General features: G+C 59.7%; 18 protein-coding genes. 8 read left to right on the forward strand and 10 right to left on the reverse strand.

The genetic code is table 11. From position 1 onward, the window contains the following. The first annotated feature begins 6 nt into the window (after positions 1-6). The 3 genes from KGA88_RS14975 to KGA88_RS14985 all read left to right on the forward strand — a co-directional run bounded on the left by KGA88_RS14975 (position 7) and on the right by KGA88_RS14985 (position 4987). Entirely contained in the window at positions 7-1449 is a 1443-nt protein-coding gene (locus tag KGA88_RS14975) for a mechanosensitive ion channel domain-containing protein (RefSeq protein ID WP_110661476.1), read from the forward strand. 242 nt (positions 1450-1691) lie between these two features. After that, positions 1692-2132: a carboxymuconolactone decarboxylase family protein gene (locus KGA88_RS14980; protein WP_223592133.1), complete on the forward strand. Its 441-nt coding sequence runs from the start codon at positions 1692-1694 to the stop codon at positions 2130-2132. 260 nt (positions 2133-2392) lie between these two features. Continuing rightward, a complete protein-coding gene (locus tag KGA88_RS14985; protein ID WP_223592135.1) occupies positions 2393-4987 on the forward strand; it encodes a putative mucin/carbohydrate-binding domain-containing protein in 2595 nt (864 codons plus the stop codon). Positions 4988-4996: 9 nt separating this feature from the next. On the opposite strand, the gene KGA88_RS14990 is transcribed toward KGA88_RS14985, so the two are convergent. From KGA88_RS14990 to KGA88_RS15000, 3 genes are all read right to left on the reverse strand, one after another. Continuing rightward, positions 4997-6589 (reverse strand): DHA2 family efflux MFS transporter permease subunit, encoded by a 1593-nt coding sequence (locus tag KGA88_RS14990; protein ID WP_223592143.1) that lies wholly within the window; start codon positions 6587-6589, stop codon positions 4997-4999. Next, positions 6586-7707, reverse strand: a complete 1122-nt coding sequence (locus KGA88_RS14995) for an HlyD family secretion protein (RefSeq protein ID WP_223592146.1) — start codon at positions 7705-7707, stop codon at positions 6586-6588. The genes KGA88_RS14990 and KGA88_RS14995 overlap by 4 nt, the downstream gene beginning before the upstream one ends. Before the next feature lie 99 nt (positions 7708-7806). After that, positions 7807-8571 (reverse strand): AraC family transcriptional regulator, encoded by a 765-nt coding sequence (locus tag KGA88_RS15000; RefSeq protein ID WP_223592149.1) that lies wholly within the window; start codon positions 8569-8571, stop codon positions 7807-7809. Between the two features lie 99 nt (positions 8572-8670). Between KGA88_RS15000 and KGA88_RS15005 the strand changes: the two genes are divergently transcribed. Beyond that, positions 8671-9831, forward strand: coding sequence for an MFS transporter (locus tag KGA88_RS15005; protein ID WP_223592159.1), 1161 nt, complete (start codon positions 8671-8673; stop codon positions 9829-9831). 54 nt (positions 9832-9885) lie between these two features. On the opposite strand, the gene KGA88_RS15010 is transcribed toward KGA88_RS15005, so the two are convergent. After that, a complete protein-coding gene (locus tag KGA88_RS15010) occupies positions 9886-10836 on the reverse strand; it encodes a choline ABC transporter substrate-binding protein (protein ID WP_223592161.1) in 951 nt (316 codons plus the stop codon). A gap of 270 nt (positions 10837-11106) precedes the next feature. On the opposite strand from KGA88_RS15010, the gene KGA88_RS15015 reads away from it, so the two are divergent. Next, entirely contained in the window at positions 11107-11838 is a 732-nt protein-coding gene (locus tag KGA88_RS15015; protein WP_223592171.1) for a class II aldolase and adducin N-terminal domain-containing protein, read from the forward strand. A gap of 75 nt (positions 11839-11913) precedes the next feature. On the opposite strand, the gene KGA88_RS15020 is transcribed toward KGA88_RS15015, so the two are convergent. The 5 genes from KGA88_RS15020 to KGA88_RS15040 all read right to left on the reverse strand — a co-directional run bounded on the left by KGA88_RS15020 (position 11914) and on the right by KGA88_RS15040 (position 18216). Continuing rightward, positions 11914-12978 (reverse strand): GlxA family transcriptional regulator, encoded by a 1065-nt coding sequence (locus tag KGA88_RS15020; RefSeq protein ID WP_223592173.1) that lies wholly within the window; start codon positions 12976-12978, stop codon positions 11914-11916. Between the two features lie 9 nt (positions 12979-12987). Then, positions 12988-14649 (reverse strand): choline dehydrogenase, encoded by a 1662-nt coding sequence (locus KGA88_RS15025; protein WP_223592175.1) that lies wholly within the window; start codon positions 14647-14649, stop codon positions 12988-12990. 152 nt (positions 14650-14801) lie between these two features. Next, positions 14802-15971 (reverse strand): aromatic ring-hydroxylating oxygenase subunit alpha, encoded by a 1170-nt coding sequence (locus tag KGA88_RS15030; protein WP_110660337.1) that lies wholly within the window; start codon positions 15969-15971, stop codon positions 14802-14804. A gap of 284 nt (positions 15972-16255) precedes the next feature. Then, entirely contained in the window at positions 16256-17437 is a 1182-nt protein-coding gene (locus tag KGA88_RS15035; protein ID WP_223592177.1) for an acetyl-CoA C-acyltransferase family protein, read from the reverse strand. Beyond that, positions 17434-18216, reverse strand: coding sequence for an enoyl-CoA hydratase-related protein (locus KGA88_RS15040; protein ID WP_223592179.1), 783 nt, complete (start codon positions 18214-18216; stop codon positions 17434-17436). The genes KGA88_RS15035 and KGA88_RS15040 overlap by 4 nt, the downstream gene beginning before the upstream one ends. Positions 18217-18430: 214 nt before the next feature. On the opposite strand from KGA88_RS15040, the gene KGA88_RS15045 reads away from it, so the two are divergent. Genes KGA88_RS15045 through KGA88_RS15055 form a run of 3 tightly spaced genes read left to right on the forward strand, consistent with a single transcriptional unit; the run spans position 18431 to position 21902 of the window. After that, on the forward strand, positions 18431-19537 hold the full coding sequence (locus KGA88_RS15045; protein WP_110660305.1) for a polyamine ABC transporter substrate-binding protein: 1107 nt from the start codon (positions 18431-18433) through the stop codon (positions 19535-19537). Positions 19538-19578: 41 nt separating this feature from the next. After that, on the forward strand, positions 19579-20997 hold the full coding sequence (locus tag KGA88_RS15050; RefSeq protein WP_223592181.1) for an aminotransferase: 1419 nt from the start codon (positions 19579-19581) through the stop codon (positions 20995-20997). After that, a complete protein-coding gene (locus tag KGA88_RS15055) occupies positions 20994-21902 on the forward strand; it encodes a helix-turn-helix domain-containing protein (protein WP_223592190.1) in 909 nt (302 codons plus the stop codon). The genes KGA88_RS15050 and KGA88_RS15055 overlap by 4 nt, the downstream gene beginning before the upstream one ends. A gap of 196 nt (positions 21903-22098) precedes the next feature. Here the strand turns inward: KGA88_RS15055 and KGA88_RS15060 are convergent, their stop codons facing one another. Then, entirely contained in the window at positions 22099-22410 is a 312-nt protein-coding gene (locus KGA88_RS15060) for a DUF6124 family protein (protein WP_223592193.1), read from the reverse strand. Between the last annotated feature and the right edge of the window lie 169 nt (positions 22411-22579).

Genomic DNA, 22579 nt, shown 5'->3' on the forward strand with positions numbered 1-22579 from the left:
TGCTTGATGCTGTCATTGCTCACTGAACACCCGTTGATCTGCGCAATGGCGCTGATCCTGATCGATCTTGGTTTGTGGTACTTGCTCAGCGCCGTTGGCAGCGCCTGGCGGCTGATGGTGCGGGTGGTGATTTTTTCGTTGTTCAGCCTCCTGCTGTTCAACGAAGGCCTGAACCCGATGGAACCGCCGCCCTGGGCCGACAACGTGCCGTTGCATCTGGCCGCCACCGGCTTGCAGATTGGCTGGTGGTTGTTCGGCGCGCGGACCCTGACCGTGCTGATCGGCGCGGTGATGATGCAACGGGTCGGGCATACCGGACGCTTGCTCCAGGATTTGCTCGGTGCGGTGATTTTCCTGATCGCGGTGATTGCCGCCCTGGCGTATGTACTCGATCTACCGGTCAAAGGCGTGCTGGCGACGTCCGGTGCGTTGGCGATCATTGTCGGTCTGGCCTTGCAAAGTACCCTCAGTGACGTGTTCTCCGGGATCGTCCTCAACACCACCAAACCCTATCAACTCGATGACTACATCTCCATCGACGGCATGGAGGGCAAGGTCACCGACATCGACTGGCGCGCCACGCGCCTGCAGACCTCCCAGGGCTGCATGGCGGTGATCCCCAACTCGCTGGCGGCCAAGGCCAAGATCATCAATTTCAGCCGGCCGAACGACATGTTCGGGATTTCCGTATCCCTGGAAGTGAGCCCCCACGCGAGGCCGAACACGGTAATCGATGCGTTGGAGCGGGCCATGCAAGGTTGCCGTGCGCTGCTGGATACACCGTCGCCAAGCGTCGGCCTGAAAACGGCCAGCAATACCGGAGCGGTCTACGAAATCAGCGGCTTTGTCGCGTCGATGGATGAGAAACGCTCGGTGCGCAATCAGCTGTACGACCTGGCCTACCGGCACTTGCAGGCGTCCGGCGTCAACCTGCTGTCGAGTGTGGAGCCCAATCCGCCGGGCAATCTGTCGCGGCCTCGGGCGCTGCTCGACAGTTCGCCGATTTTCTCCACCTTGCGCCAGGAAGAGAAAGACACCTTCAGCCAGAACATGACCCTGCAATCGTTCCGCGCCGGGGAAACGATCCTGGAGGCGGGAGAGGTCAGTGATCACCTGTTCATCATCGAGTCCGGAGTGGTCACGGTGACGCTGACCCGCCACGGCGTGCCTTTCGAATCCGGGCGCATGGGGCCGGGTGAAGTGATCGGTGAGGCCGGCATTCTTACTGACAGTTCGGTGCCTGCAAAATTTGCCGCGAAGACCTTTTGCTCTTTGTACCGGATTGAAAAGGCGTACCTGAAACCGTGCCTGGATGCCCGTCACGACATCAATGAAGCGATGAAAACCTTGCTCGATTACCGGCTGCACAAAGCGAAAACCCTGACACAGGACCTGCCAGTGCCGGAGGCGAAAAAGGGCTTTTTGCAGTGGTTGCGCAATCGGGTGTGAATGGCCACTGCGCGGAGCAACCTCGCTTCCACAGGGGGAATGCGCTCAAATGTGGGAGCGGGCTTGCTCGCGAAGGCGGCAGTGAGTTCACCAGAAATGAATGGTGAACCCCACACCCGCGCCTCCACCGATAACCAGGAAAGCACAGCCAATGGCCTCCTCGACTTCTGCAAGATTGGCTATTTGTGTAGACCGGTCGTGGGACTAACGTAGTGCCACACCCACTTGCCCTGGAGCACGCCATGAAAACCCGTATCGATTTCTACACCGCTTCCCCAGATGCCCTCAAGGCGATGATCGCCTTTGAAACAGCCGTTTCGAAACTGCCACTGGAAAAAAACCTGATCGAACTGGTCAAGCTGCGCACCTCGCAAATCAACGGCTGCGCCTTCTGCCTGGACATGCACAGTGCCGACGCGCGCAAGGGCGGTGAATCCGAGCGGCGTCTGGCCACGTTGTCGGCCTGGCGCGAAACGCCGTTCTTTACCGAACGTGAACGCGCCGCACTGGCCTGGACCGAATCCCTGACCCTGATCAGCCAGACCCACGCCCCGGACGAAGACTATGAACTGGCCACCGCGCAGTTCGATGCCAAGGAAATGGTCGACCTGACGGTTGCCATCACCACCATCAACGCCTGGAATCGCCTGGCCATCGGCTTCCGCAAAATGCCTCAGGCCTGACATTTTTGTCATCGGGCGGGGATGGGTATGCTAAGGACCGTTGGTTTTTGAGTCACCCAACTTGCTTATTTATAGCGGACGCCTCCACTTTGGAGGCGTTTCTGTTTGCGGATTAGCTCTTCTCAGTCAATTTTTCTCTGCGTAATGGCGGGGTTATGGATTTACGGTCTAACGAACTGTAATTTATGACAGTTATATAAATATTGTCTTGATCCTAAGGTCTTTTCGAAATCCAGCGCTTTTCTATGGGAGAAGTTGAAATGGCTAACGAAGAGACTAGGAGATACACGCAGCAAATTTACAGTCTTGAGCGACCTGATTGGTTGCATGACGCGGGACTCAGCAAAGGAGTTTTTCATGACAGAAAATCAACTTCTTTAATTGTCCCGGCAGGCAAGGCAATACGTTTTCGGCAATCTTTCCCAGAAGCGAGCATGGGGATTACTCTGAATTTGCTGAATGATGACAGCGCAAAAGAGAGCCATCACGTCGTGACCACTCAGTGGAGCGTAGTTGTCGCCGCGCATGCCTCTGCCATATTTTTGACGACTCCTTATACCGATACCGCTGGCCAGCAGGTTAATATTGAGGTGGAGTTTGTAAGCGGCGGGGCAAGTTTACCAACCTGGCAGGCAGGTTTGAATGCAGAGAACTTTTTTAATGAGTGGGACCGCTTGGTAGCGCCCTATGCATTGTATATTTCTGATTATGCAATGATTTTAATTCCCGCTAAGGATAAAGAAGTCCTTCGCAGGCTGCATGAAACATCTGGCTTGCAAAGCCTGGCTGCGTACTATGATGGTGTTTTTGAGCACTTCAATTATCTTGCCGGTCTTTCATTTTCCCCGACTGTGCCCACCGATAAAAATATTCCTAATCGTTACTTCATGAAGGCTGACAAATCAGGAGGTGGTGTTGCCTACTATGGCGGAGGGTGGATAGCCGAGTCGAATGATTCCGTTGCGGCCTTTTGGCTGGACACTAAGGGGACCAATTGGGGAAGTATTCATGAAATAGGCCATGGGTATGAGGGCTCATTCATGAGTCACAGTACTATCAATCTTGGAGAGGTCTGGAATAATGTGTTTGCTGCAAGTTACCAGAGTAAGGTGTTGGGCGATGAGGTTTTTCTGAAAGGATGGTTATACAGCGGTGGTGAGGAGCAGCTTTATACAAGAGCTATGGCAGCATTCGACAGTGGGACGGTTGGCCAGGATGTGCAGCTCACATTATTTTTCCTGGTGCTAATGTTTCAACGTGCCAGTGATCAGAGCATTATCGAATTTCACCAGCGCTATCGTCGCATCAGCAATGAGTCGGAGTTTTATGCTGAAAACTATCCGACGATGGATTTTCTGAGTCATGTCACCATCGATGTAGCTAATATAGATGTTTCTGCATTCATGTTATTTGCGGGTGCGTCATTGACGTCAACGCAGGCAATGAAAAATTCTTTTAGCAATGCCGTTCCGGTATACCCTCTTTTTGCACTCGTTCAGCAAAGTAGTTTGAAACAAATCCAAGCTCAACTTGGGTTGAGAAGTCCCTTGGCACTTGTCAGTAGCGCTGATTTGAAAATTAGCGGTTTAACCAGCAGTGTCACGATTAAGTTTGATGAGGCGTTATTGGCTGGGTTGCGAGGAAAATTTCTTTTGTTACGGGACGGGACTGGGGCGGCTAGAGTTGTAAAGATCCAAAGCGCAGTGATTGTAGTAGATAAATTACCCCTGGGGACGTATGCATTACAAATGCCCTCTGTGGGGGATGGGGAGTATCAGAATCTCAGTGTCTATGTGGTGGTTAAAGACGGAGTTAATGAAGTAGATTGCTTGTATGTCAGAAAGTCTGCGAGCGGTCTGGCGGATCAAACTATCAATCTAAGCGGATTGGATGGCGTTTTTTGCAAGCTTGCTGTGGAGGTTTCACAGGGGCGCCTGTTGGTCGATATTGTGAGTCAAAGTCCACACAGTTATTATTCGGGGCAGGTATATGCGGAAGTAGTGGTGATGAATGCCCAGGGTAGTATTGTTTTTCGTCGAGAGATGATGGGTGATAAGACCGAATTGTTCTCTGGGACGGTTTTAATCTCTAAAGAATTTACTATTGAGATAATGCATAAGGAGCCATCGCGTATAGAGGTGTCTAATGCGACGGTATCGGCAGTGATTGATTCGAATGCACAAGTGAATAGGCTGAAAGTGACTGAACGAGGGCTGGTGAATTTAAGTCTCGGCACTCAGGTAGGTCTTAATTTGATGGCTGAAATTGATAAATGTGCAAAGGAGTTTGAAAAGAATCCGCACCTGAGGCTGAATGATGACTTTCCATTGAAGCAAGATATGCGGCGCGCAATTAATACTTTTGGTGGGGCTGATCGCGTTTTTCTTTTCGAGAAGCATCGCACGGTAGAGTTTGTCAGGCCTAAAATTGATGTGGTTGTTTCTGGTTTGGATTTTACTTGGTTCTTACGGGGGAATGGCGGCCGTGATATAGGGCGGATACGCATAAATTTATATGCGCGTTTGGTAGAAATAACGTTTTTTGCTAACTCCGCTGCTCATGAGTACTTTTCCTCGGTATATTTATCAGTTGTGCTGACGTCGGCGACAGGTGAGCCTGTTTATGTTCGAGAACTTCGAGGTAATGCTCCGGTGACAGCAGAAAGTGTTCATTTCCCACTTTTCTCCAATATGGTGGTGAGTGTTATGCATAGAGAACCCACACGTTGCCGAATTAAAGATAATTATAGCCAGGCCGAGACTCCGGTGGGGCATGTACAGCACGCTCAAATCAGGTTTTCTCCAGATTCCTTGAATCTGGCAAGTTACTGGCCAAGGGAAACGGTCGATTCCTGACAAGGATCCTCAATGCGCATCCGCACTCGGTGCGGCCGGTGGTTGTACCTTGCGCATCAAGGGCACCATCGCCGTGGCGATGACGAAGCACACCCCGATCATCAGAAACGCGTCGCCGTAGGTTTGTGTCTGGGCTTCGCGGTAGGTCAGCAACCATAGTTGATGCAGGCTGGCGGTGACCCCGGCGTCACCGCTCTGGCCGAGGGCGGCGAAGTTGTTGCCGACCTGGGACAGCCATTGGTTGAGGGCCTCGTTGGTGCTGTTGAGGTTCTCTGCCAGCCGGGTGAAATGCAGGTTGGTGCGGTCGTTGAGAATCGTCGCGCATGCGGCGATGCCGATGGCGCCGCCCAGGTTACGCATCAGATTGAACAACCCCGACGCATGTTTGAGCCTTGCGGGCGCCAGGCCACCAAGGGTCAAGGTCACGGTCGGCGGCACCGCCAGTTGCTGGGCAATCCCGCGCAGGGCTTGCGGCAGCATCAATTCCTGGGCCCCCCAGTCATGGGTGATCGGGCTGAAATCCCACATCGACAAGGCGAACAGCCCGAGGCCGGTCATCATGATCCAGCGCAGGTCGACGCGGTTGGCCAGAAAGGCATACAGCGGAATCGCCATGATCTGGAACACCCCGGTGGAGAAAACCGCCAGACCAATGTCCAGCGCGCCGTAGCCACGTACCCGGCCGAGGAACAGCGGCGTCAGGTAAATGGTGGCGAACAGGCCGATGCCGGTGACGAACGAGAAGAAACAGCCGAGGGCAAAGTTGCGGTCCTTCAAGGCGCGCAAATCGACAATCGGATTGGCCACGTGCAAGGTTCGGCCGATGAACGCCAGGCCGGCCAGGCCGCTGATCCACGCAGTGGTCAGGATGGTGCGGTCGCTGAACCAGTTCCAGCGCGGGCCTTCTTCCAGGGTGTATTCCAGGCAGCCGAGGAACAGCGCCAGAAACACCATGCTCAAGTAGTCCGCGCCTTTGAGCAGCGACAGTTCCGGCTGGTCGATTTTCACCAGCATCGGCACGGCCACGGCGACAAAGATGCCGGGGACCAGGTTGATGTAGAACAGCCAGTGCCAGGACGAAATGTCGGTGATCCAGCCACCGATCACCGGCCCCAGGGTCGGGGCCAACGAGGCCACCGCGCCGATGGTCGCGGCGGCGATCACCCGTTGCTTGCCGGTGAAGAATATGAAGGCCGTGGTGAACACCAACGGAATCATCGATCCGCCCAGAAACCCTTGCAGGGCGCGGAAGGCGATCATGCTCTGGATGTTCCAGGCCACGCCGCACAGCAGGCTGGTCAGGGTGAAACCCACCGCCGATGCGCAAAACAACCATCGCGTCGAGAACACCCGCGACAGCCAGCCCGACAGCGGGATCACGATGATTTCGGCGATCAGGTAACTGGTTTGCACCCACGCGGTTTCGTCGGTACCGGCGGAGAGTCCGCCGCCGATGTCACGCAACGAAGCCGAGACGATCTGGATATCCAGCAGCGCAATGAACATGCCGATGCACATGCTGGCAAAGGCGAAGACCTTGGTCGCCGTGGCCATGTTCGCGGCATTGAACGGCTGCGCCGGAGCGGCGAGGGCGCGGCTCATGGCGCGCTCGCAACAGCTGGCGCTTCAGGCTCCTTGCGCGTGTCGACTTCAGCGGTCACCGACAACCCGGGACGCAGGTGGCCGAGCACGCTGTCGGCCGGGTCGAGGTGAATCCGCACCGGCACCCGCTGCACGATCTTGGTGAAGTTGCCGGTGGCGTTTTCCGGCGGCAACACACTGAACTGCGAGCCGCTGGCGGGGGCCAGGCTGTCGAGGTGACCGTGGAATTCCTGACCCGACAGCACGTCCGCATGAATCACCACCCGTTGCCCCGGCACCATGCGGGCCAGTTGGTCTTCCTTGAAGTTGGCATCGACCCACAGACCACTGGCCGGCACCACCGAGAGCAATTGCGAGCCGGCCTGGGCATAGGCGCCGACCCGGGCCCGGCGATTGCCGATCACCCCGTCAACCGGTGCCTTCAATTCGGTATAACCGACATTCAATTGCGCCAGGTCGCGCTCGGCCCTGGCCTGGATCAGGGCGGCGCGGGCCTGTTGTTTCTGGGTGTCGATCACATTCAGCTGGCGTTGCGCGGCCAGCAATTCAGCCTGGGCGCGATTGCTTTGGGCCTGGGCCGTCTTGAACGTGGCATTGGCGCGCTGCGCGCTTTCCACCGAGACGGCGTTGGTGCTCACCAGTTTTTTGTAGCGGCTATCGTCGTCCCGGGAGCGGGCGGTTTCGGCACCGGCGGCGTCGATGCCGGCGCGGGCCTGGCCGATGACGGCCTGTTGCAGCTGTTCGGTCGCATCAAGGTTGGCCAACAGGGCCTCCTGGGCGGCCACTGCGCCTTCGGCCTTGGCCAGGTTGGCCCGATAGTCGCGCGAATCGAGACGAATCAACACGTCACCGGCCTTGACCTTCTGGTTGTCGGTCACTAGCACTTCGTCTATGTAACCCGCCACTTTCGACCCGATCACTGTGACATCGCCACCGATGTAGGCGTCGTCGGTTTCTTCGATGAAACGGCCGGCAGTCCACCAATGCGCGCCATACATCCCGGCCAATACCAACGCTGCGATGCCCATTGTCGGCAGCAGCAGGCGTTTGAGCAGGGGACGTTTTGCCGGTTTCACCGGGGCGTCCAGGTCGGGTTCTACGGTGGACATGCTGGTCATGGAGGGATACCTGTCAGGGGCGCTGTTTAATTATGACGGGTGTAATATGACGTATGTAATATTTTGTGGCAAATGCTTTTTGCTGCCGGTCGTCAGGTCCTATTTCAGCCAGTCGCCGGGGGTGATGCCGGTCATGTCCTTGAAGAAGGCGATGAAGGCACTGTCACTGGCAAAGCCCAGTTCAAAAGCGCTGTAGCCGATGTTTCGTCCGGTCGCGAGCAGTTCGATGGCGCGCATCAGCCGCCACTGTTGCCGCCATTGCTGATAACTCATGCCGGTCTCACGCTGGAAGATCCGGCCAATGGTGCGGCCGCTGGCGCCCAGGCGTGCCTGCAGTGCCTGAAGTTTCGGCGGCAGCTTGTCGACGGTCGCGAGCAGCGGTGCCAGGCGTTTGTCCGACGGCAGCGGCAGCAGCATGGGCTGGCGGGTCGCGTCGCGAATTTCGCTCAGGCACAGCCCCAGCAGATGGACGTATTTTCCCTGCCGCCAGGCGGTGTCGAAGCTGGCGTGGGCTATCGACTCCAGTACAGCCCGCAGCAACGGGCTGACTTCGATCACGCAGACCTGTTGCGGCAGGTCTGCGCATAGCTCGGGGCTCAGGTAGATGGAGCGGTAATCGACGCTCTGTTGCATCACGGCGCGATGGGCCACACCGCAAGGAATCCACGCCGCGCGCGAGGGTGGCAACAGGCACAGCTGCTGCGCCAGGGTAATGCGCGTACAGCCCTGGCGGGTAAACAGCAGTTGCCCGCGTTGATGTTGATGCAGGCCCGAATCGTGATCACCGAGGGTTGCGGCGATGCCGATGACCGGTGCGGTGAAGCTGTCGGGATCGAAATGTGCGTGGGCGTCGAGCCAGGCCATGGGTTGTCCGATTTCAGCGATAAATTGGCAGGGTTCTGATAGTACGACAGTCACGATTTCTTAATCTGCACGACAGTTTCCTTTAAGAGTGAAGTCGTGGTGAATGACAAGAAAATCGTGGTATTGGCCGTCGCGCTGCTGATGTTCCCGCAGTTGGCGCAATCGATTTACAGCCCGGCGCTGGCGGACATCGGACGGGCCTTTGCCGTCGGGCCGCAGGCGGCGGCGCAAATGCTTTCCATCTATTTCCTGGCATTCGCGTTCGGCGTGGTGGTGTGGGGCCGGATGTGCGACCTGATCGGGCGTCGCCCGACGATGCTTGCCGGGTTCGCCCTGTACGCCGCGGCTTCGTTGATGGCGCTCAGTGTCAGCACCTTCGATGCGCTGTTGGCGGCCCAAGGCCTGGCCGCGTTTGGCGCAGCGGTGGGCTCGGTCGTTACGCAAACCTTGTTGCGCGACCGCTTCAAGGGGGGGGCACTGGCCCAGGTGTTTTCGCTCATGGGCATCGCACTGGCCGCCAGCCCGGCCATCGGGCTGTTCGCCGGAGCAAGCCTGGTACAAGGCTTCGGTTTTCCAGGCGTGCCGGGAGGGCTTCTGGTGCTATCGGTTGGACTGTGGATGTGGTGCCTGCGGGTTTTACCGGAAACCCGACCACAGCCTGTGGCTTCGCCCGCGCTGTTCGAGACGCTGTGGCAAATGCTCCGGGATCGCGATATCTGGCGTTCGACATTATTGGTGGCAGTCTTCAACATCGGCCTGTTCAGCTACTACAGCCTGGGTCCCTTCATGTTTGAGCGGCTGGGGCTGAGTGCGCAGATGTTTGGCTACAGTGGCGTCATCCTGGCCCTGGGTTCCGGCCTTGGGGCCGCGCTCAATAAACGGCTGCTGCAACGAGGGTCGAGTGGCGCGCAACTGATCCGGGTGTCGGGATTGCTGATGTTGGTGGGTGCCGGTTTCGTCTGGCTGATGGAGGACAGCGCTCTGTTCGTGCTGGCGATGTTGTTGGTGGTACTGGCCTTTGGCATGGCGATCCCGAACATCCTCGGCTCGGCCTTGGTCAACTACGGTGATCGACTGGGTACGGCCGGCGCGCTGTTTGGTTTGCTGTATTACCTGTTGATCGGTGGCGGACTGATGCTGGCGGCCTGGGGGCAGGCATTGGGCGGGACCTTGATGGTATGTGCGGTAGTGGCCTGGATATTGGCGTGGATCAAGCCACAAAAGACTTGGTCATCCAGGGCCGGTGAAGCCGTCGCCTGACATTCTGCTTCGCCGGTTTTCCCGGATGGCCTGTCAGGCGACAGACTTCAAATGTCATTGTCCGGCCAGGCTGGCTCCGGCCACCGCCAATCCATCTTTCCCGTCGCGACTGCTGACTCCAACCAGCCACGCCTGCAATACCTCGGGATGGGCCTTCAACCACGCCTTGGCCGCCGCCCGCGGTTTCTGGTTCTGGTTCAGCACCGCGTCCATCAACTGGTTCTCCATCGCCAGGCTGAACTCCATGTTCTGCAGCAGTTGGCCGACGTTGCTGCATTCCTGGAGGTAGCCCTTGCGTACGTTGGTGTAGACCGTGGCCTGGCCGTAGTTCGGCCCGAAGTAGTCATCGCCGCCACTGAGGTACTTCATCTTGTTGCGGGTGTTCATCGGGTGCGGTTCCCAGCCGAGAAACACCATCCATTCATTCTTGCGCGTGGCGCGTTTGAGTTGCGAGAGCATGCCGGCTTCGCTGGATTCCACCATCTTGAAATCCTTCAGGCCGAAGGCGTCCTTGTCGATCATGCTCTGGATCAGGCGGTTACCGTCGTTGCCAGGTTCAATGCCGTACAGGTGGCCGTTGAGTTTGTCCTTGAACCTGGCGATGTCGGCGAAATCGCGCAGCCCTGCGTCGTAGACATAGTCGGGCACTGCCAGGGTGTATTTGGCGCCATGCAGGTTGGCGCGCACGGTCTCCACGGTGCCGGCGTCACGGAAGGGCTTGATGTCGTTTTCGGTGGTGGGCATCCAGTTGCCGAGGAACACGTCCAGTTCTTTGCCTGAAGACAAGGCGCGGTAGGTCACGGGGATCGACAGCAAGGTGGTCTTGGTCTTGTAGCCGAGGGATTCCAGCACTTCGCTGGCGACGGCGGTGGTGACGCTGATATCGGTCCAGCCGACATCGGAGAAATGCACCGTGGCGCAGGATTCCGGTTCCACTGCCTGGGCCGGCAACGGCAGATACAGACATGCAAACAAGGGCGACGCAAGCAAGAACAAGGCTTTCATGGATCAACTCCTCGAGGGTAAACGTCGGCAGCGGTTTGTGAAGCGGTCTTTTTCTTGTTAGAGGTGGAGCACAACCTGCTTTAACGCGTTGACGGCACTCACTATGGTCGTGAGCATCGCGGGGCCCTTGATCAATCGCGGCAAAACCATGCCGCTTTCGCGCAATCGCAACGCTGGTGGATAACGGCAATCCCTGTCGTTTCCCGTCAAGTGCACGCCCGTTGCGCCCATACACTGGCAGGCAATCGATCAACCGCTGTGGAGCACGGGATGAATCAACCTGTCGAGCAACTGCGTATCCGCCTGGCCTGTGCGTTCCGCTGGGCGGCGCGGCTGAACCTGCACGAGTCCATCGCCAATCACTTCAGCGTCGCAGTGTCGGGGGACGGTCGGGAGTTCCTGATCAACCCTTACGGCAGGCACTTCTCGCGGATCAAGGCCAGCGACTTGCTGCTGGTCAACGCCGATGACCCCGCCAGCCTCGATCGCCCGGACGCGCCGGACATCACCGCCTGGGCCTTGCACAGTGCCTTGCACCGCAACCAGCCACACGCCCGCTGCATCCTGCATACCCACTCGAAATACGCGACGGCCCTGGCCTGTCTGGCGGATTCACGGCTGCCGCCGATCGAGCAGAACTGCATGCGTTTTTTCGAACGGGTGGTGATCGACGAAGGCTTCGACGGCATGGGCCTGGGAGACGAGGCGGAGCGGGTCAGCCACCTGCTGGGGGATAAGCCGATTCTGTTGATGGGCAACCATGGGGTGCTGGTGGCGGCGCCGAGCATCGCCCAGGCGTTCGATGACCTGTACTACTTCGAACGCGCCTGCGAGACCTACATCACCGCGCTATCCACCGGCCGTGAGCTGCGTATCGCCAGTGATGAAATAGCGCGCAAGACCTGTCGGCAATGGCTCGACTATCCGGGCTTTGCCGACAAGCATTTCGATGCGCTGATGGGCATTCTCGACGAGGAAGAGCCTGAGTATCGGAGTCTGTAGGAGCCCGGCTTGCTGGCGATGGCACATTTGATGACGCCATCGCCGGCAAGCCGGCTCCTACGAAGAGCAAAAGAGTCAGTCGGCCTCGGCTGGCCGGTGCTCCTTGCGCAGTGGCTGGCGCATCACCGGTGCGGTCCAGACCTGGTTGCGGTCTTCGCTGGGCGGGCAGCCGAAGCGGGCGCGATAGGTGCGGGAGAAGTGCTCCAGCGAGCCGAAGCCCGAGCAGGCCGCCACCTGGGCGACGCTCAGGCGTGTCTGTTGCAGCAAACTGTGAGCCTTGGCCAGGCGCAGGGTGATGTAGTACTTGAGCGGCGACAGGCCGGTCTGATGCTTGAATTGTCGCTCCAGTTGCCGCCGTGACAGGCCGACCTGGGCGGCAATCGCTTCGCAATCCAGCGGTTCTTCCAGGGCCTGCTCCATCAAGCCGATGGCGCGGCGGATCTTGTTGCCGTACAGCCCGGTGTTGGTCAGGCCGCCGTCCAGTTGATTGTCGGCCGGTGCGCGCACCTGGCCCATCAACAGGTGCATGCCGATTTCCCGGGCCAGTTCGCTGTCCAGGCGTTGGCCGATCCAGCCCAGCAGCATGTCCAGGGTCGTGGTGGCGCCAGCGCAGGTCATGCGCTGGCGTTCCAGGGTGTAGAGCTGCGGTTTGGCGTGGACCCGTGGATAACTTTCCTGAAACCCCTGCAGGTTGTCCCAATGCACGGCGGCTTCGTAGCCGTCGAGCACGCCGGCGGCGGCCAGCAGTTCGGTGCCGGTTTCCACGCCCATCAGCACCGCGCCGAACAGCGCCTGTTTGCGCAGCCAGCTTTTGAGCGCGAGGTTGCGGCTGTGTTTGTGCACATCGAAACTGGCGAGCACCACGCACACATCGAAATCCTGATCGGCCTTCAAACCGTCATTGGCGACCGTGGTCAGGCCATTGCTGGCCTGTACCGGCTGACCATCCAGGGACAACAGCGACCACTCGAACAAGGGGCGTTGAGTCAGCCAATTGGCGATGGCCAGCGGTTCCAGCACGGCCGCCAGACCGAAGTTGGAAAACGACGGCAGCATCAGCACCGCAACCCGCAGCGGCGCGACCTCGCCACGCCGCCAGGTGAAACGTGCATCGGTGCCATTGGACGACTGATTACTCATGAGTGATCTCTATCGTTGCTGCGTTTGCCATTGTGGATGAATCCATACCGGGACATCGACGGGCGGCAGTGGCGGCAAGCCGCGAATCAGGTCGCTGGCCTTTTCCGCGATCATCACCGTTGGCGCATTGGTGTTGCCGCTGACGATCACCGGCATGGTCGAGGCGTCCACCACCCGCAATCCGTCGAGGCCATGCACCCGCAGTTGCGGATCGACCACGGCTTCGGTGTCGCCCACCGGTCCCATCTTGCAGGTGCCGCTGGCATGGTAGCCGGTTTCCGTGACTTGCCTGGCCCAGGCGTCCAGCGCTTCATCACTTTGCGCCAGCGGGCCGGGCACCAGCTCTTCACCCCGGTAAGCGGCCATGGCCGGTTGCGCAATGATCTCGCGCACCAGCCGCGCACCGGCGCGCATGTCGGCTCGATCCTGCTCGGTTTTCAGGTAATTGAACAGGATGCGCGGCGGCTGCCTGGGGTCGGCACTGTTGAGCGTGACGCTGCCCAGGCTGGTGGGGCGCATCAGGTCAATGTGGATCTGGAACGCATGACCCGGCACCAGGTCGACGCTGCCGGGTTTGACCGCCAGGGGCATGAAGGTCAGTTGCAGATCGGGAAACTCGACCCCGGCCCGGGAACGGATAAACGCCCCGGCTTCGAAGTGATTGCTCGCAGCCAATCCGTCGTGGGTGGCAAACCAGCGTGCGCCGATCCACCACTTGCCCGGCGCGGTGGTCCACGGGTAGAGCGACACGGGCTGCTTGCACAGGTATTGCACCACCGTGTCCGGATGGTCGTTGAGCCGCCGGCCGACGCCGGGCAGGTCGTGTTTGACCTCGATGCCCAGGTCCCGCAGTTCCGCCGCCGGGCCAATGCCGGACAACAGCAGCAATTGCGGCGAGTTGATGGCCCCGGCGGTCAGCAACACTTCGCGGCGGGCGAAGGCCTGGTGGACCTCGCCGTTGTGCTCGTACTCGATGCCGGCGGCGCGTTTGCCGTCGAACAGAATGCGCAGTGCCAGGGCTTCAGTGCGCACCTGCACATTGCCGCGTTCCAGCGCTTCACGCAGATAACCACGGGAGGTGCTCCAGCGCCGACCGGCGCGGGTGGTGCGATCAACCGGGCCGAAGGCTTCCTGGCGATAACCGTTCAAATCATCGCTCAGGCCGTACCCGGCCTGCGCGCCGGCCGCCAGAAACGCCGCACATAATGGCGTCGTCGTATCGCCGGGGGTGACGTGCAGATGCCCGCTCGCCCCCCGATATTCATCCGCGCCATCGGCATGGGTCTGGGCGCGTTTGAAGTACGGCAACACGTCCTGATAACCCCAGCCGGCGCAGCCCTGAGCGGCCCAGCCGTCGTAGTCCCGGGCATGGCCACGGATATAGACCATGCCATTGATCGACGACGAGCCGCCAAGCGTGCGGCCGCGCGGCGTGCCGATCCTGCGCCCGTCCAGATACGGTTCCGGTTCCGAGCTGTAGCTCCAGTTGTAGCGTGTGCCGCCGACCACCAGGCCCACGGCGGAGGGCATGTCGATGGTCCAGCTCTGGTCCGCCGGCCCGGCTTCCAGCAGCAGAATCCGCACCGCCGGGTCCGCGCCCAGACGGTTGGCCAGCACACAGCCGGCGGACCCGGCGCCCACGATCAGGTAGTCAAATGCATGGTCGGTCATGGCTTGGGACGCTCCATCAATGAAAGGTCAGAACACATACCCCCTGTGGGAGCGGGCTTGCTCGCGAAGGCGGTGTATCAGGCAATAAAAATGTCGACTGACACTCCCTCTTCGCGAGCAAGCCCGCTCCCACAGGGACTGCATTTATCCAGTCAGATCGACGTTGAGCCATGAATCCCGTTAAACACCAACCGATGAAAGTGATGCACCAGGTGCTCGCTTTCATTGCTGCGCTGGGCATCGATCATGTAGCGCCCCTGGTCGTAACCGAGGGAGCGCAGGCCTTTCTGCACCGAGATGTTCAGCGCGATGTCTTCCGGCCCCAGATCGTCGTTCATCCACTTCATGCAGGACTTGCTCACCTCGGCCGTCTCGGCATTGCTGGAGTAGTAGCCGAAGCGCAGCAGCGAGCGTTCGGCGTCCAGCGGGATCATGATGAACGAGCCCAGGAACTCCGAGAACGGGAAGGTATAGAAGGTGTTGTTCGGCCACATGCCGATGTTGAAGAAGCACTCGTCGGGGTTGAGGTCCTTGCGCAGGGGCACGCCGTAGGCTTCGGTCACTGAGAGGTTGGCCGGGGCGATGTAGGTCCACCAGTTGTCGCGTTTGCTCAACTGATAGCCTTTGAAATCGATCAGCTTCGCCAGGTCGATATGGCACGGCCCCGACAGCTTGAAGTGATAACCCTCGATGGAGTTGTCCATGATCACCTTCCAGTTGGCCGGCACGATCACGTCCTGCTCCTCGATCAGGCGCATGTCGACCAGGTCCGGAAACACCCGGCGCATTTCCTCGTCGGCACCGGGGAACAAATCCCGCAGGGACGGCGCGTTCGGGTCGAGGTTGAAGTAAATGAAGCCGCCCATTTCTTCGGTGCGCACCTGCGGGATGTTGAACTGCTGCAACTCGAAGTTTTTCATCTTCTCGCAGCGGGGTGCGCTGCGCAGGCTGCCGTCCATTTCGTAGCACCACGAGTGATAGGCGCAACGCACCACGCCGCCGGTGGTGCCGCGCCGTTCTTCGAGCAGGCGATTGCCGCGATGCTGGCAAACGTTGTGGAAGGCGTGGATTTGGCCCTGACGGTTTTTCGCCACCACCACGCTCTGGTCGAACAGGTCAGTGACCACGTACTGACCCGGCTCGGCGAACTCACTGACGTGCCCGGCGACGTGCCAGGCGTGCATGAAAATGTTATCGCGCTCGGCCTTGAACAGGGTTTCGTCATAGAAGTAACGCGAGGGCAGGGTGAAGGCCTCTTCCGGGTCCTGATGGTCCCAGCCATCGATCGGGCTCTGCTGCTTGCGGTTGTGGAAACTGTGCATGGGGGCGATCTCCTCAGTGACTGGCCGCGCGAAACGGCTTCGTGTTCTGAGGGGTAATCTAGGGTGCGGGGCGGGGGCGGTATTGATCGATTGCGACCAGTTGCCGGGGGAATCCATCAAGCGCCGGTTGCTTCTCCGGCGGGCGTTACGCGGTCAAATGTGGCGAGGGAGCTTGCTCCCGTTGGGCCGCGCAGCGGCCCCGACTCTTAAAAAAGCGGGGGCCTGCTGCGCAGTCCAGCGGGAGCAAGCTCCCTCGCCACAGGTGTTCAGCAAATGTTCGGGAGTTAGACCCGCTCGAAAATCGCCGCAATCCCCTGGCCACCACCGATGCACATGGTCACCAGCGCGTAACGGCCACCGGTGCGATGCAGTTCGTGGATGGCCTTGGTGGCGATGATTGCGCCGGTGGCGCCCACCGGATGACCCAGGGCGATGCCCGAACCGTTCGGGTTGACCTTGGCCGGATCAAGATCAAGTTCCTGACTGACGGCGCAGGCCTGGGCGGCGAAGGCGATGTTGGCTTCGATCACGTCCAGGTCGGCGACGGTCAGGCCGGCGCGCTTGAGCGCCAGGCGGGTGGCCGGGATCGGGCCCAGGCCCATGAACTCCGGTTCGACGCCGGCGTGGGCGTAGCTGACCAGGCGGGCGAGGGGTTTCAGGTTATTGGCCTGGACCGCATTGCCGCTGGCCATGACCAGTGCGGCGGCGCCGTCGTTGAGGCCCGAGGCGTTGCCGGCGGTGACCGAGCCGTCCTTCTTGAACGCAGGCTTCATGGCTGCCAGCTGTTCCAGGGAAGTGGCGCGCGGATGTTCGTCGACGCTGAACAGTTTGACGCCTTTGCGATCCTGGATTTCCACGGTCGCGATCTGCTCGCTGAAGTAGCCGTTGGCAATCGCATGGGCCGCGCGTTTCTGGTCTTCCAGGGCCAGGGCGTCCTGCATTTCGCGGGTGATGCCGTTGCGCGCGGCGACGTTTTCGGCGGTGATACCCATGTGGATGCCATGGAACGGGTCATGCAGGATACCGAGCATGTAGTCGATGACCTGGGCGTTGCCCATGCGCGAACCCCAGCGGGCGCTCGGCATCATGTACGGGCCACGGCTCATGGATTCGGCACCGGCACCGACGACGATGTCGGCATCGCCAAGCATCAGGGTCTGGGCGGCGTTGATGATCGCTTGCAGGCCCGAACCGCAAAGACGGTTGACGTTGTAGGCCGGGGTTTCCTTCGGAATGCCGGCGTTCATTGCAGCGACGCGGGAGATGTAGGCATCACGGGTTTCGGTCGGGATCACGTTGCCCATCACCAGGTGGCCAACGAGCGCCGGGTCCACGGCGGCTCGCTCCAGGGCGGCTTTCACGGCCGTGGTCGCGAGGTCGGCCAGTGGCACGTCCTTGAGCGAACCGCCGAAGGTACCGATGGCGGTACGGGCGGCGCTGACGACGTAGATTTCTGGAGTGTTCATGGCTGGTTTCCTTTCGGTGGATTCTTATCTGTACTGCGATTGAGCAGGGCGTTCAAGGCGGTTTTCGCCTCGTCGGTATTCAGGCGCTGGATGAACAGCGTGTTTTCTTCGCGCAGGGTGGCTTCCAGTTCAGCCAGGGAAGCCTGCTTTATCAGCTGCCGGGACTGGCGCAAGGCTTGCTGGGGCATGGCCAGGAAGCGCTGGGCGATCTTGAGGGCCGCCGCCAGGCATTGCTCGCCGTCGTCGAACGCTTCGTTGGCAATGCCCCAATTGACCGCTTCGTTGCCGTCCAGGCCGTTGCCCAACAGCAGCAGGCTCGCAGCGCGGGCATGGCCGAGGCGGCGTGGCAGCAACAGGCTGGCGCCGAATTCGGGGCACAGACCGATGTTGACGAACGGCATGCGCAGCTTGGCGTTGCGGGTGACCAGCACCTGATCGCAATGCAACAGCAGCGTGGTGCCGATGCCGATGGCCGCCCCGCAGACTGCCGCGATCAGCGGCTTTTGCAGGCGCGTGACGACTTTCATCAAGTGGAACGCCGGGGCGTCCAGATGAGTCGGCGGATTCTGCAGGAAGTCCACCAGGTCATTGCCGCTGGTGAAGCAGGTCGGGCCGCCAGTGATGATGATCACGCCGGTCTGCTCGTCTTCGTCGGCGGCCTGCAGCAGGTCGGCCAGTCGGGTGTACATGGCGTTGTTCAGCGCGTTGAGCTTGTCCGGGCGGTCGATGGTCAGCGTCAACACGCCGTCGCGTTGCTCGTGTTTGATCAAATCTGTCATCGCAGGCTCCGCAGGGTCGGTTCAGGCTGCCACTTTAAGCGCCGGACCCACCCCGATCTATGGCAAAACGGTTCAACTGCGCTGCCGCTTTTTGCCATGCCGGTGTGCCAAAAACGACACACACCCATTCGGGGTATGGTCCCGCCGGGTGAATCGACCAATAGTGAGGGCATCCGCTCATCCAGAGCCGAACTCGCTATAAGGTGCATTTGCTATGGGCAAGACACTGCTTAAGGTGATTTCCAGTCTGTTTGTTGTACCGCTGACCTTGAATGCCTACGCCGCTCAAGTGGACGATGGCAATACGCTGCGGCTGTACAACTGGGCGGACTACATCGGTGAAAAAACCATCGCCGATTTCGAAAAGGCCACCGGTATCAAGGTGGTCTACGACACCTTCGATTCCTATGAAACGGTGCAGGCCAAATTGCTCACCGGCCATTCCGGTTATGACCTGATCGTGTTGAATGCCTCCCTGGCGCCACCGCTGATCAAGGCCAAGGTGTTCCAGCCGCTGGATAAAAAACAGTTGCCGGGCTGGACCAACCTCGATCCGCAGATCCTCGAGGACCTGCAGGGCTATGACCCGGGCACCCAGTACTCGGCGCCGTATACCTGGGGCAGCAACGGCGTCACCTACAACGTCGACAAGATCAAGGAACGCATGCCGGACGCGCCGATCGGCTCGCTCGCGATGATCTTCGACCCGAAAATCGTCTCGCGCTTCGCCGACTGCGGCGTGACCCTGCTCGACGCCCCGACCGAAGTCATTCCCATGGCCTTGACCTACCTGGGACGCGACCCGAGAAGCGCCGCACCGGAGGACCTGAAAGCCGCCCAGGAATTGCTGCTGTCGGTGCGGCCCTACATCCGCAAATTCGACTCGGTCAACTACCTGACCAGCCTGCCCAACGGCGACGTGTGCATGGCCATGACCTGGTCCGGCGACTACGCCACCGCCATGGCCCGCGCCGCCGAAGCCAAGAAGAAGATCGACCTGGCGTACTTCATTCCCAAGGAAGGCTCGCTGATCTGGTTCGACAACATGTACATCCCGGCCGATGCGACACACGTCGCCAATGCTCACAAATTCCTCGAATACCTGATGCAGCCGCAGGTGATGGCCGATGTGAGCGATTACATCAATTACGCCAACAGCAACGCGGCGGCCACGCCGTTGTTGAACGCCGATGTGCGCGACAACCCGGCGATCTACCCCGATGCACAGACCCGCGAGCGCCTGTTCCCGCAGAAGACCCAGGACGCCAAGGACATGCGGGCGATCACCCGGGTCTGGAGCACCGTGAAAAGCGGCATCTGATTTGTTTCGATCGTTAGTCAATTTCGGTTAGAGGTTTATTTATGGCGACGCCAACACGCAGCGTTTTTTCCCCAGCGGACGAGTCCCGGCTGGTCAAGGCCGACAAGGCTCACCATATGCACGGCTATCACGTGTTCGACGAACACGCCGAGCAGGGCTCGTTGAACATCGTCGCAGGCGATGGCGCCTACATCTACGACACCCAGGGCAACCGCTTCCTTGATGCGGTGGGCGGCATGTGGTGCACCAACATCGGCCTGGGCCGCGAGGAAATGGCCGAGGCCATCGCTGATCAGGTGCGTCAGCTGGCCTACTCCAATCCGTTCTCCGACATGTCCAACAACGTGGCGATCCAGCTGTGCGAAAAACTCGCCAGCCTGGCCCCCGGCGACCTCGACCATGTGTTCCTCACCACCGGCGGCTCCACCGCCGTGGATACCGCCTACCGGCTGATCCAGTACTACCAGAACTGCCGGGGCAAACCCGAGAAGAAGCACGTCATCGCCCGGTTCAACGCTTATCACGGCTCCACCACCCTGACCATGTCGATCGGCAACAAGGCCGCCGACCGCGTGCCGGAGTTCGATTACGCCAACTCGCTGATCCACCACGTTTCCAACCCGAACCCGTACCGCGCGCCCGATGGCATGGACGAGGCACAGTTCCTCGAGTTCCTGGTCAAGGAATTCGAAGACAAGATCCTCTCGATCGGCGCGGACAAGGTCGCCGGCTTCTTCGCCGAGCCGATCATGGGCTCGGGCGGGGTGATCATTCCGCCCCGGGGTTACCTCAAGCGCATGTGGGACGTGTGCCAGCGCTACGACATCCTGTTCGTCGCCGACGAAGTGGTGACCTCGTTCGGGCGCCTGGGCAAGTTCTTCGCCTCCTATGATGTGTTCGACGTGCAGCCGGACATCATCACCACCGCCAAGGGCCTGACCTCGGCCTACCTGCCGCTGGGCGCGTGTATCTTTTCCGACCGCATCTGGAAAGTCATCGCCGAGCCGGGCAAGGGCCGCTGTTTCACCCACGGCTTTACCTACAGCGGTCACCCGGTGTGCTGCACGGCGGCGCTGAAGAACATCGAGATCATCGAGCGGGAAAACCTGCTGGCCCATGTCGACACGGTGGGCGCCTATCTGGAAGAGCGCCTGGCGACCCTGCGCGACTTGCCGCTGGTGGGGGATGTGCGCTGCCTGAAGCTGATGGCCTGCGTTGAATTCGTCGCGGACAAGCGCACCAAGGAATTGTTTGCCGACGAGATCAACATTGGCGAGATGATTCACTCCCGAGCGCAGACCCGAGGCTTGCTGGTACGGCCGATCATGCACCTGAACGTGATGTCGCCGCCGCTGATCCTGACGTTTGCCCAGGTCGACGAAATCGTCGAGACCCTGCGCGAATGCATTGTCGAAGTGGCAGCGGAGCTTCAGGCCAGCGGTCAGTATGGCGGCCAATGAATTCGCCACACAGGCTGTTACCAAGGGGCTGTACTCCCGCTAGACTGCGGGGCATGAACAAACCAGACGACGATACGCTGATCGCGATGCCCTTCGGGGCATTGCACAAATGGCATGGGGGAATGCGCGAGGCATTCGCCCATATCGATGAGCCTGACGCCCTGCAATACCTGGCGTCAGCGTTGGCGCAGTTGGTGTCCGTCGAGTCGATGATGATCAGCCTGGAACGCAAGGACCGCGCGCCCCAGTTGCTGCATCAGCGCGGGATTGCCCAGGAGTATCAGGTCTCGATTCTTGAGCGCTATTTTGCCGGGGGCTATTTGCTTGATCCGTTCTGCCTGGCGGTGGAGCAGGGGCTGGCGCAAGGCTTCTATCACCTGGAGGAAATTGCCCCGGACAACTTCTTCGACAGTGATTACTACAAGACCTATTACCTGAAGGCGGGCTGTTCGGAAGACAGCTACTACATTGTCGATACCGGCAATGACACGAAGATTTCCGTCAGTCTTTATCAAGGTTTCGGTGGTGAATGCCTCAGCGTCGAACAGTTGAATCTGTTGCGCGCCGTGGAACCGCTGGTGCGTGAGTTTATCAGCGAATTCAGCCAGCGCGGGATGCTGCGCAGTCACGAGATCCAGTGCGAAAAAGACCAGGGCCTGCGCGATGATCTCAAGCACCGGGTGCAGTCGGCGTTCGAGCATTTTGGCAGCGACTTGCTCACCGAACGCGAGCGGCAAGTGGCGCACATGGTGTTGCGCGGGCATTCGGTGAAATCCACGGCCAGCCAGATGAGCATCTCACCGGAAACCGTGCGCATGCACCGCAAGAACCTGTACCTGAAACTGGAAGTGGGCTCGCAGTCGGAACTGTTTGCGCTGTTTATCGAGTGGTTGCGCAAGCATTAGCAGACAACGCAGATCAACTGTAGGAGCGAGCCTGCTCGCGAAAAAACCAAGAGCACCGCGTTCATCCAGAAAGCGCGTGCCATCATTCACGTCCATCGCGAGCAGGCTCGCTCCTACAGGTCCTGCGTACTCCCGCAAAATGGCGGTTGTACACGACTCATGTAGGAGCTGCCGCAGGCTGCGATCTTTTACGCTTCTACTCAGGCGGATCGACCCGGTCCAGCGCCCGGTTTACCGCCAACTCCCCCAGCATGATGACCTGTGCAATACCCAACAGCGCATTGCGACCTGATCCCTGCGTGCGGTCCGCCAGATCCATCGTCATGACATTGGCCGAGGCCAGCGATTCGCAGGCATGGGCCAGGAGGCTTTCGGCATCGAGTTCAGGATTGACGAAAAACATCGAGGACAGTTTGCGCGGAGTGGCTTGGATATCGGCTGCGGAGGGGATGCGGTCGGCTTTTGTTGCCGGATTGTCGTTCGGCGGATTCGGTGTTGGTTTGATCATAAATGCTTCCCTTTGTAATAGGGCCGCACCATCTCGCTACTACACGAGAGGGTGGCAGCTGTGCGCAAGTTAGTAGACCGGCAAGGGTAAGCAAAAACCGGCGCGCCCGAGGACGCCATGCGCACAGCTACCATCAAGTGCAGGCAGATACCTGACTGATGATGCTCAT

This window comes from Pseudomonas sp. A-R-19 (genome assembly GCF_019956575.1).
GTDB lineage: Bacteria > Pseudomonadota > Gammaproteobacteria > Pseudomonadales > Pseudomonadaceae > Aquipseudomonas.

Excerpts from the sequence above, each read along its gene's own strand:
- KGA88_RS14975 (WP_110661476.1), top strand. The coding sequence starts at position 7 with ATGCTGTCATTGCTCACTGAACACCCGTTGATCTGCGCAATGGCGCTG.
- KGA88_RS14980 (WP_223592133.1), top strand. The coding sequence starts at position 1,692 with ATGAAAACCCGTATCGATTTCTACACCGCTTCCCCAGATGCCCTCAAG.
- KGA88_RS14985 (WP_223592135.1), top strand. The coding sequence starts at position 2,393 with ATGGCTAACGAAGAGACTAGGAGATACACGCAGCAAATTTACAGTCTT.
- KGA88_RS14990 (WP_223592143.1), bottom strand. The coding sequence starts at position 6,589 with ATGAGCCGCGCCCTCGCCGCTCCGGCGCAGCCGTTCAATGCCGCGAAC.
- KGA88_RS14995 (WP_223592146.1), bottom strand. The coding sequence starts at position 7,707 with ATGACCAGCATGTCCACCGTAGAACCCGACCTGGACGCCCCGGTGAAA.
- KGA88_RS15000 (WP_223592149.1), bottom strand. The coding sequence starts at position 8,571 with ATGGCCTGGCTCGACGCCCACGCACATTTCGATCCCGACAGCTTCACC.
- KGA88_RS15010 (WP_223592161.1), bottom strand. The coding sequence starts at position 10,836 with ATGAAAGCCTTGTTCTTGCTTGCGTCGCCCTTGTTTGCATGTCTGTAT.
- KGA88_RS15015 (WP_223592171.1), top strand. The coding sequence starts at position 11,107 with ATGAATCAACCTGTCGAGCAACTGCGTATCCGCCTGGCCTGTGCGTTC.
- KGA88_RS15020 (WP_223592173.1), bottom strand. The coding sequence starts at position 12,978 with ATGAGTAATCAGTCGTCCAATGGCACCGATGCACGTTTCACCTGGCGG.
- KGA88_RS15025 (WP_223592175.1), bottom strand. The coding sequence starts at position 14,649 with ATGACCGACCATGCATTTGACTACCTGATCGTGGGCGCCGGGTCCGCC.
- KGA88_RS15030 (WP_110660337.1), bottom strand. The coding sequence starts at position 15,971 with ATGCACAGTTTCCACAACCGCAAGCAGCAGAGCCCGATCGATGGCTGG.
- KGA88_RS15035 (WP_223592177.1), bottom strand. The coding sequence starts at position 17,437 with ATGAACACTCCAGAAATCTACGTCGTCAGCGCCGCCCGTACCGCCATC.
- KGA88_RS15040 (WP_223592179.1), bottom strand. The coding sequence starts at position 18,216 with ATGACAGATTTGATCAAACACGAGCAACGCGACGGCGTGTTGACGCTG.
- KGA88_RS15045 (WP_110660305.1), top strand. The coding sequence starts at position 18,431 with ATGGGCAAGACACTGCTTAAGGTGATTTCCAGTCTGTTTGTTGTACCG.
- KGA88_RS15050 (WP_223592181.1), top strand. The coding sequence starts at position 19,579 with ATGGCGACGCCAACACGCAGCGTTTTTTCCCCAGCGGACGAGTCCCGG.
- KGA88_RS15055 (WP_223592190.1), top strand. The coding sequence starts at position 20,994 with ATGAATTCGCCACACAGGCTGTTACCAAGGGGCTGTACTCCCGCTAGA.
- KGA88_RS15060 (WP_223592193.1), bottom strand. The coding sequence starts at position 22,410 with ATGATCAAACCAACACCGAATCCGCCGAACGACAATCCGGCAACAAAA.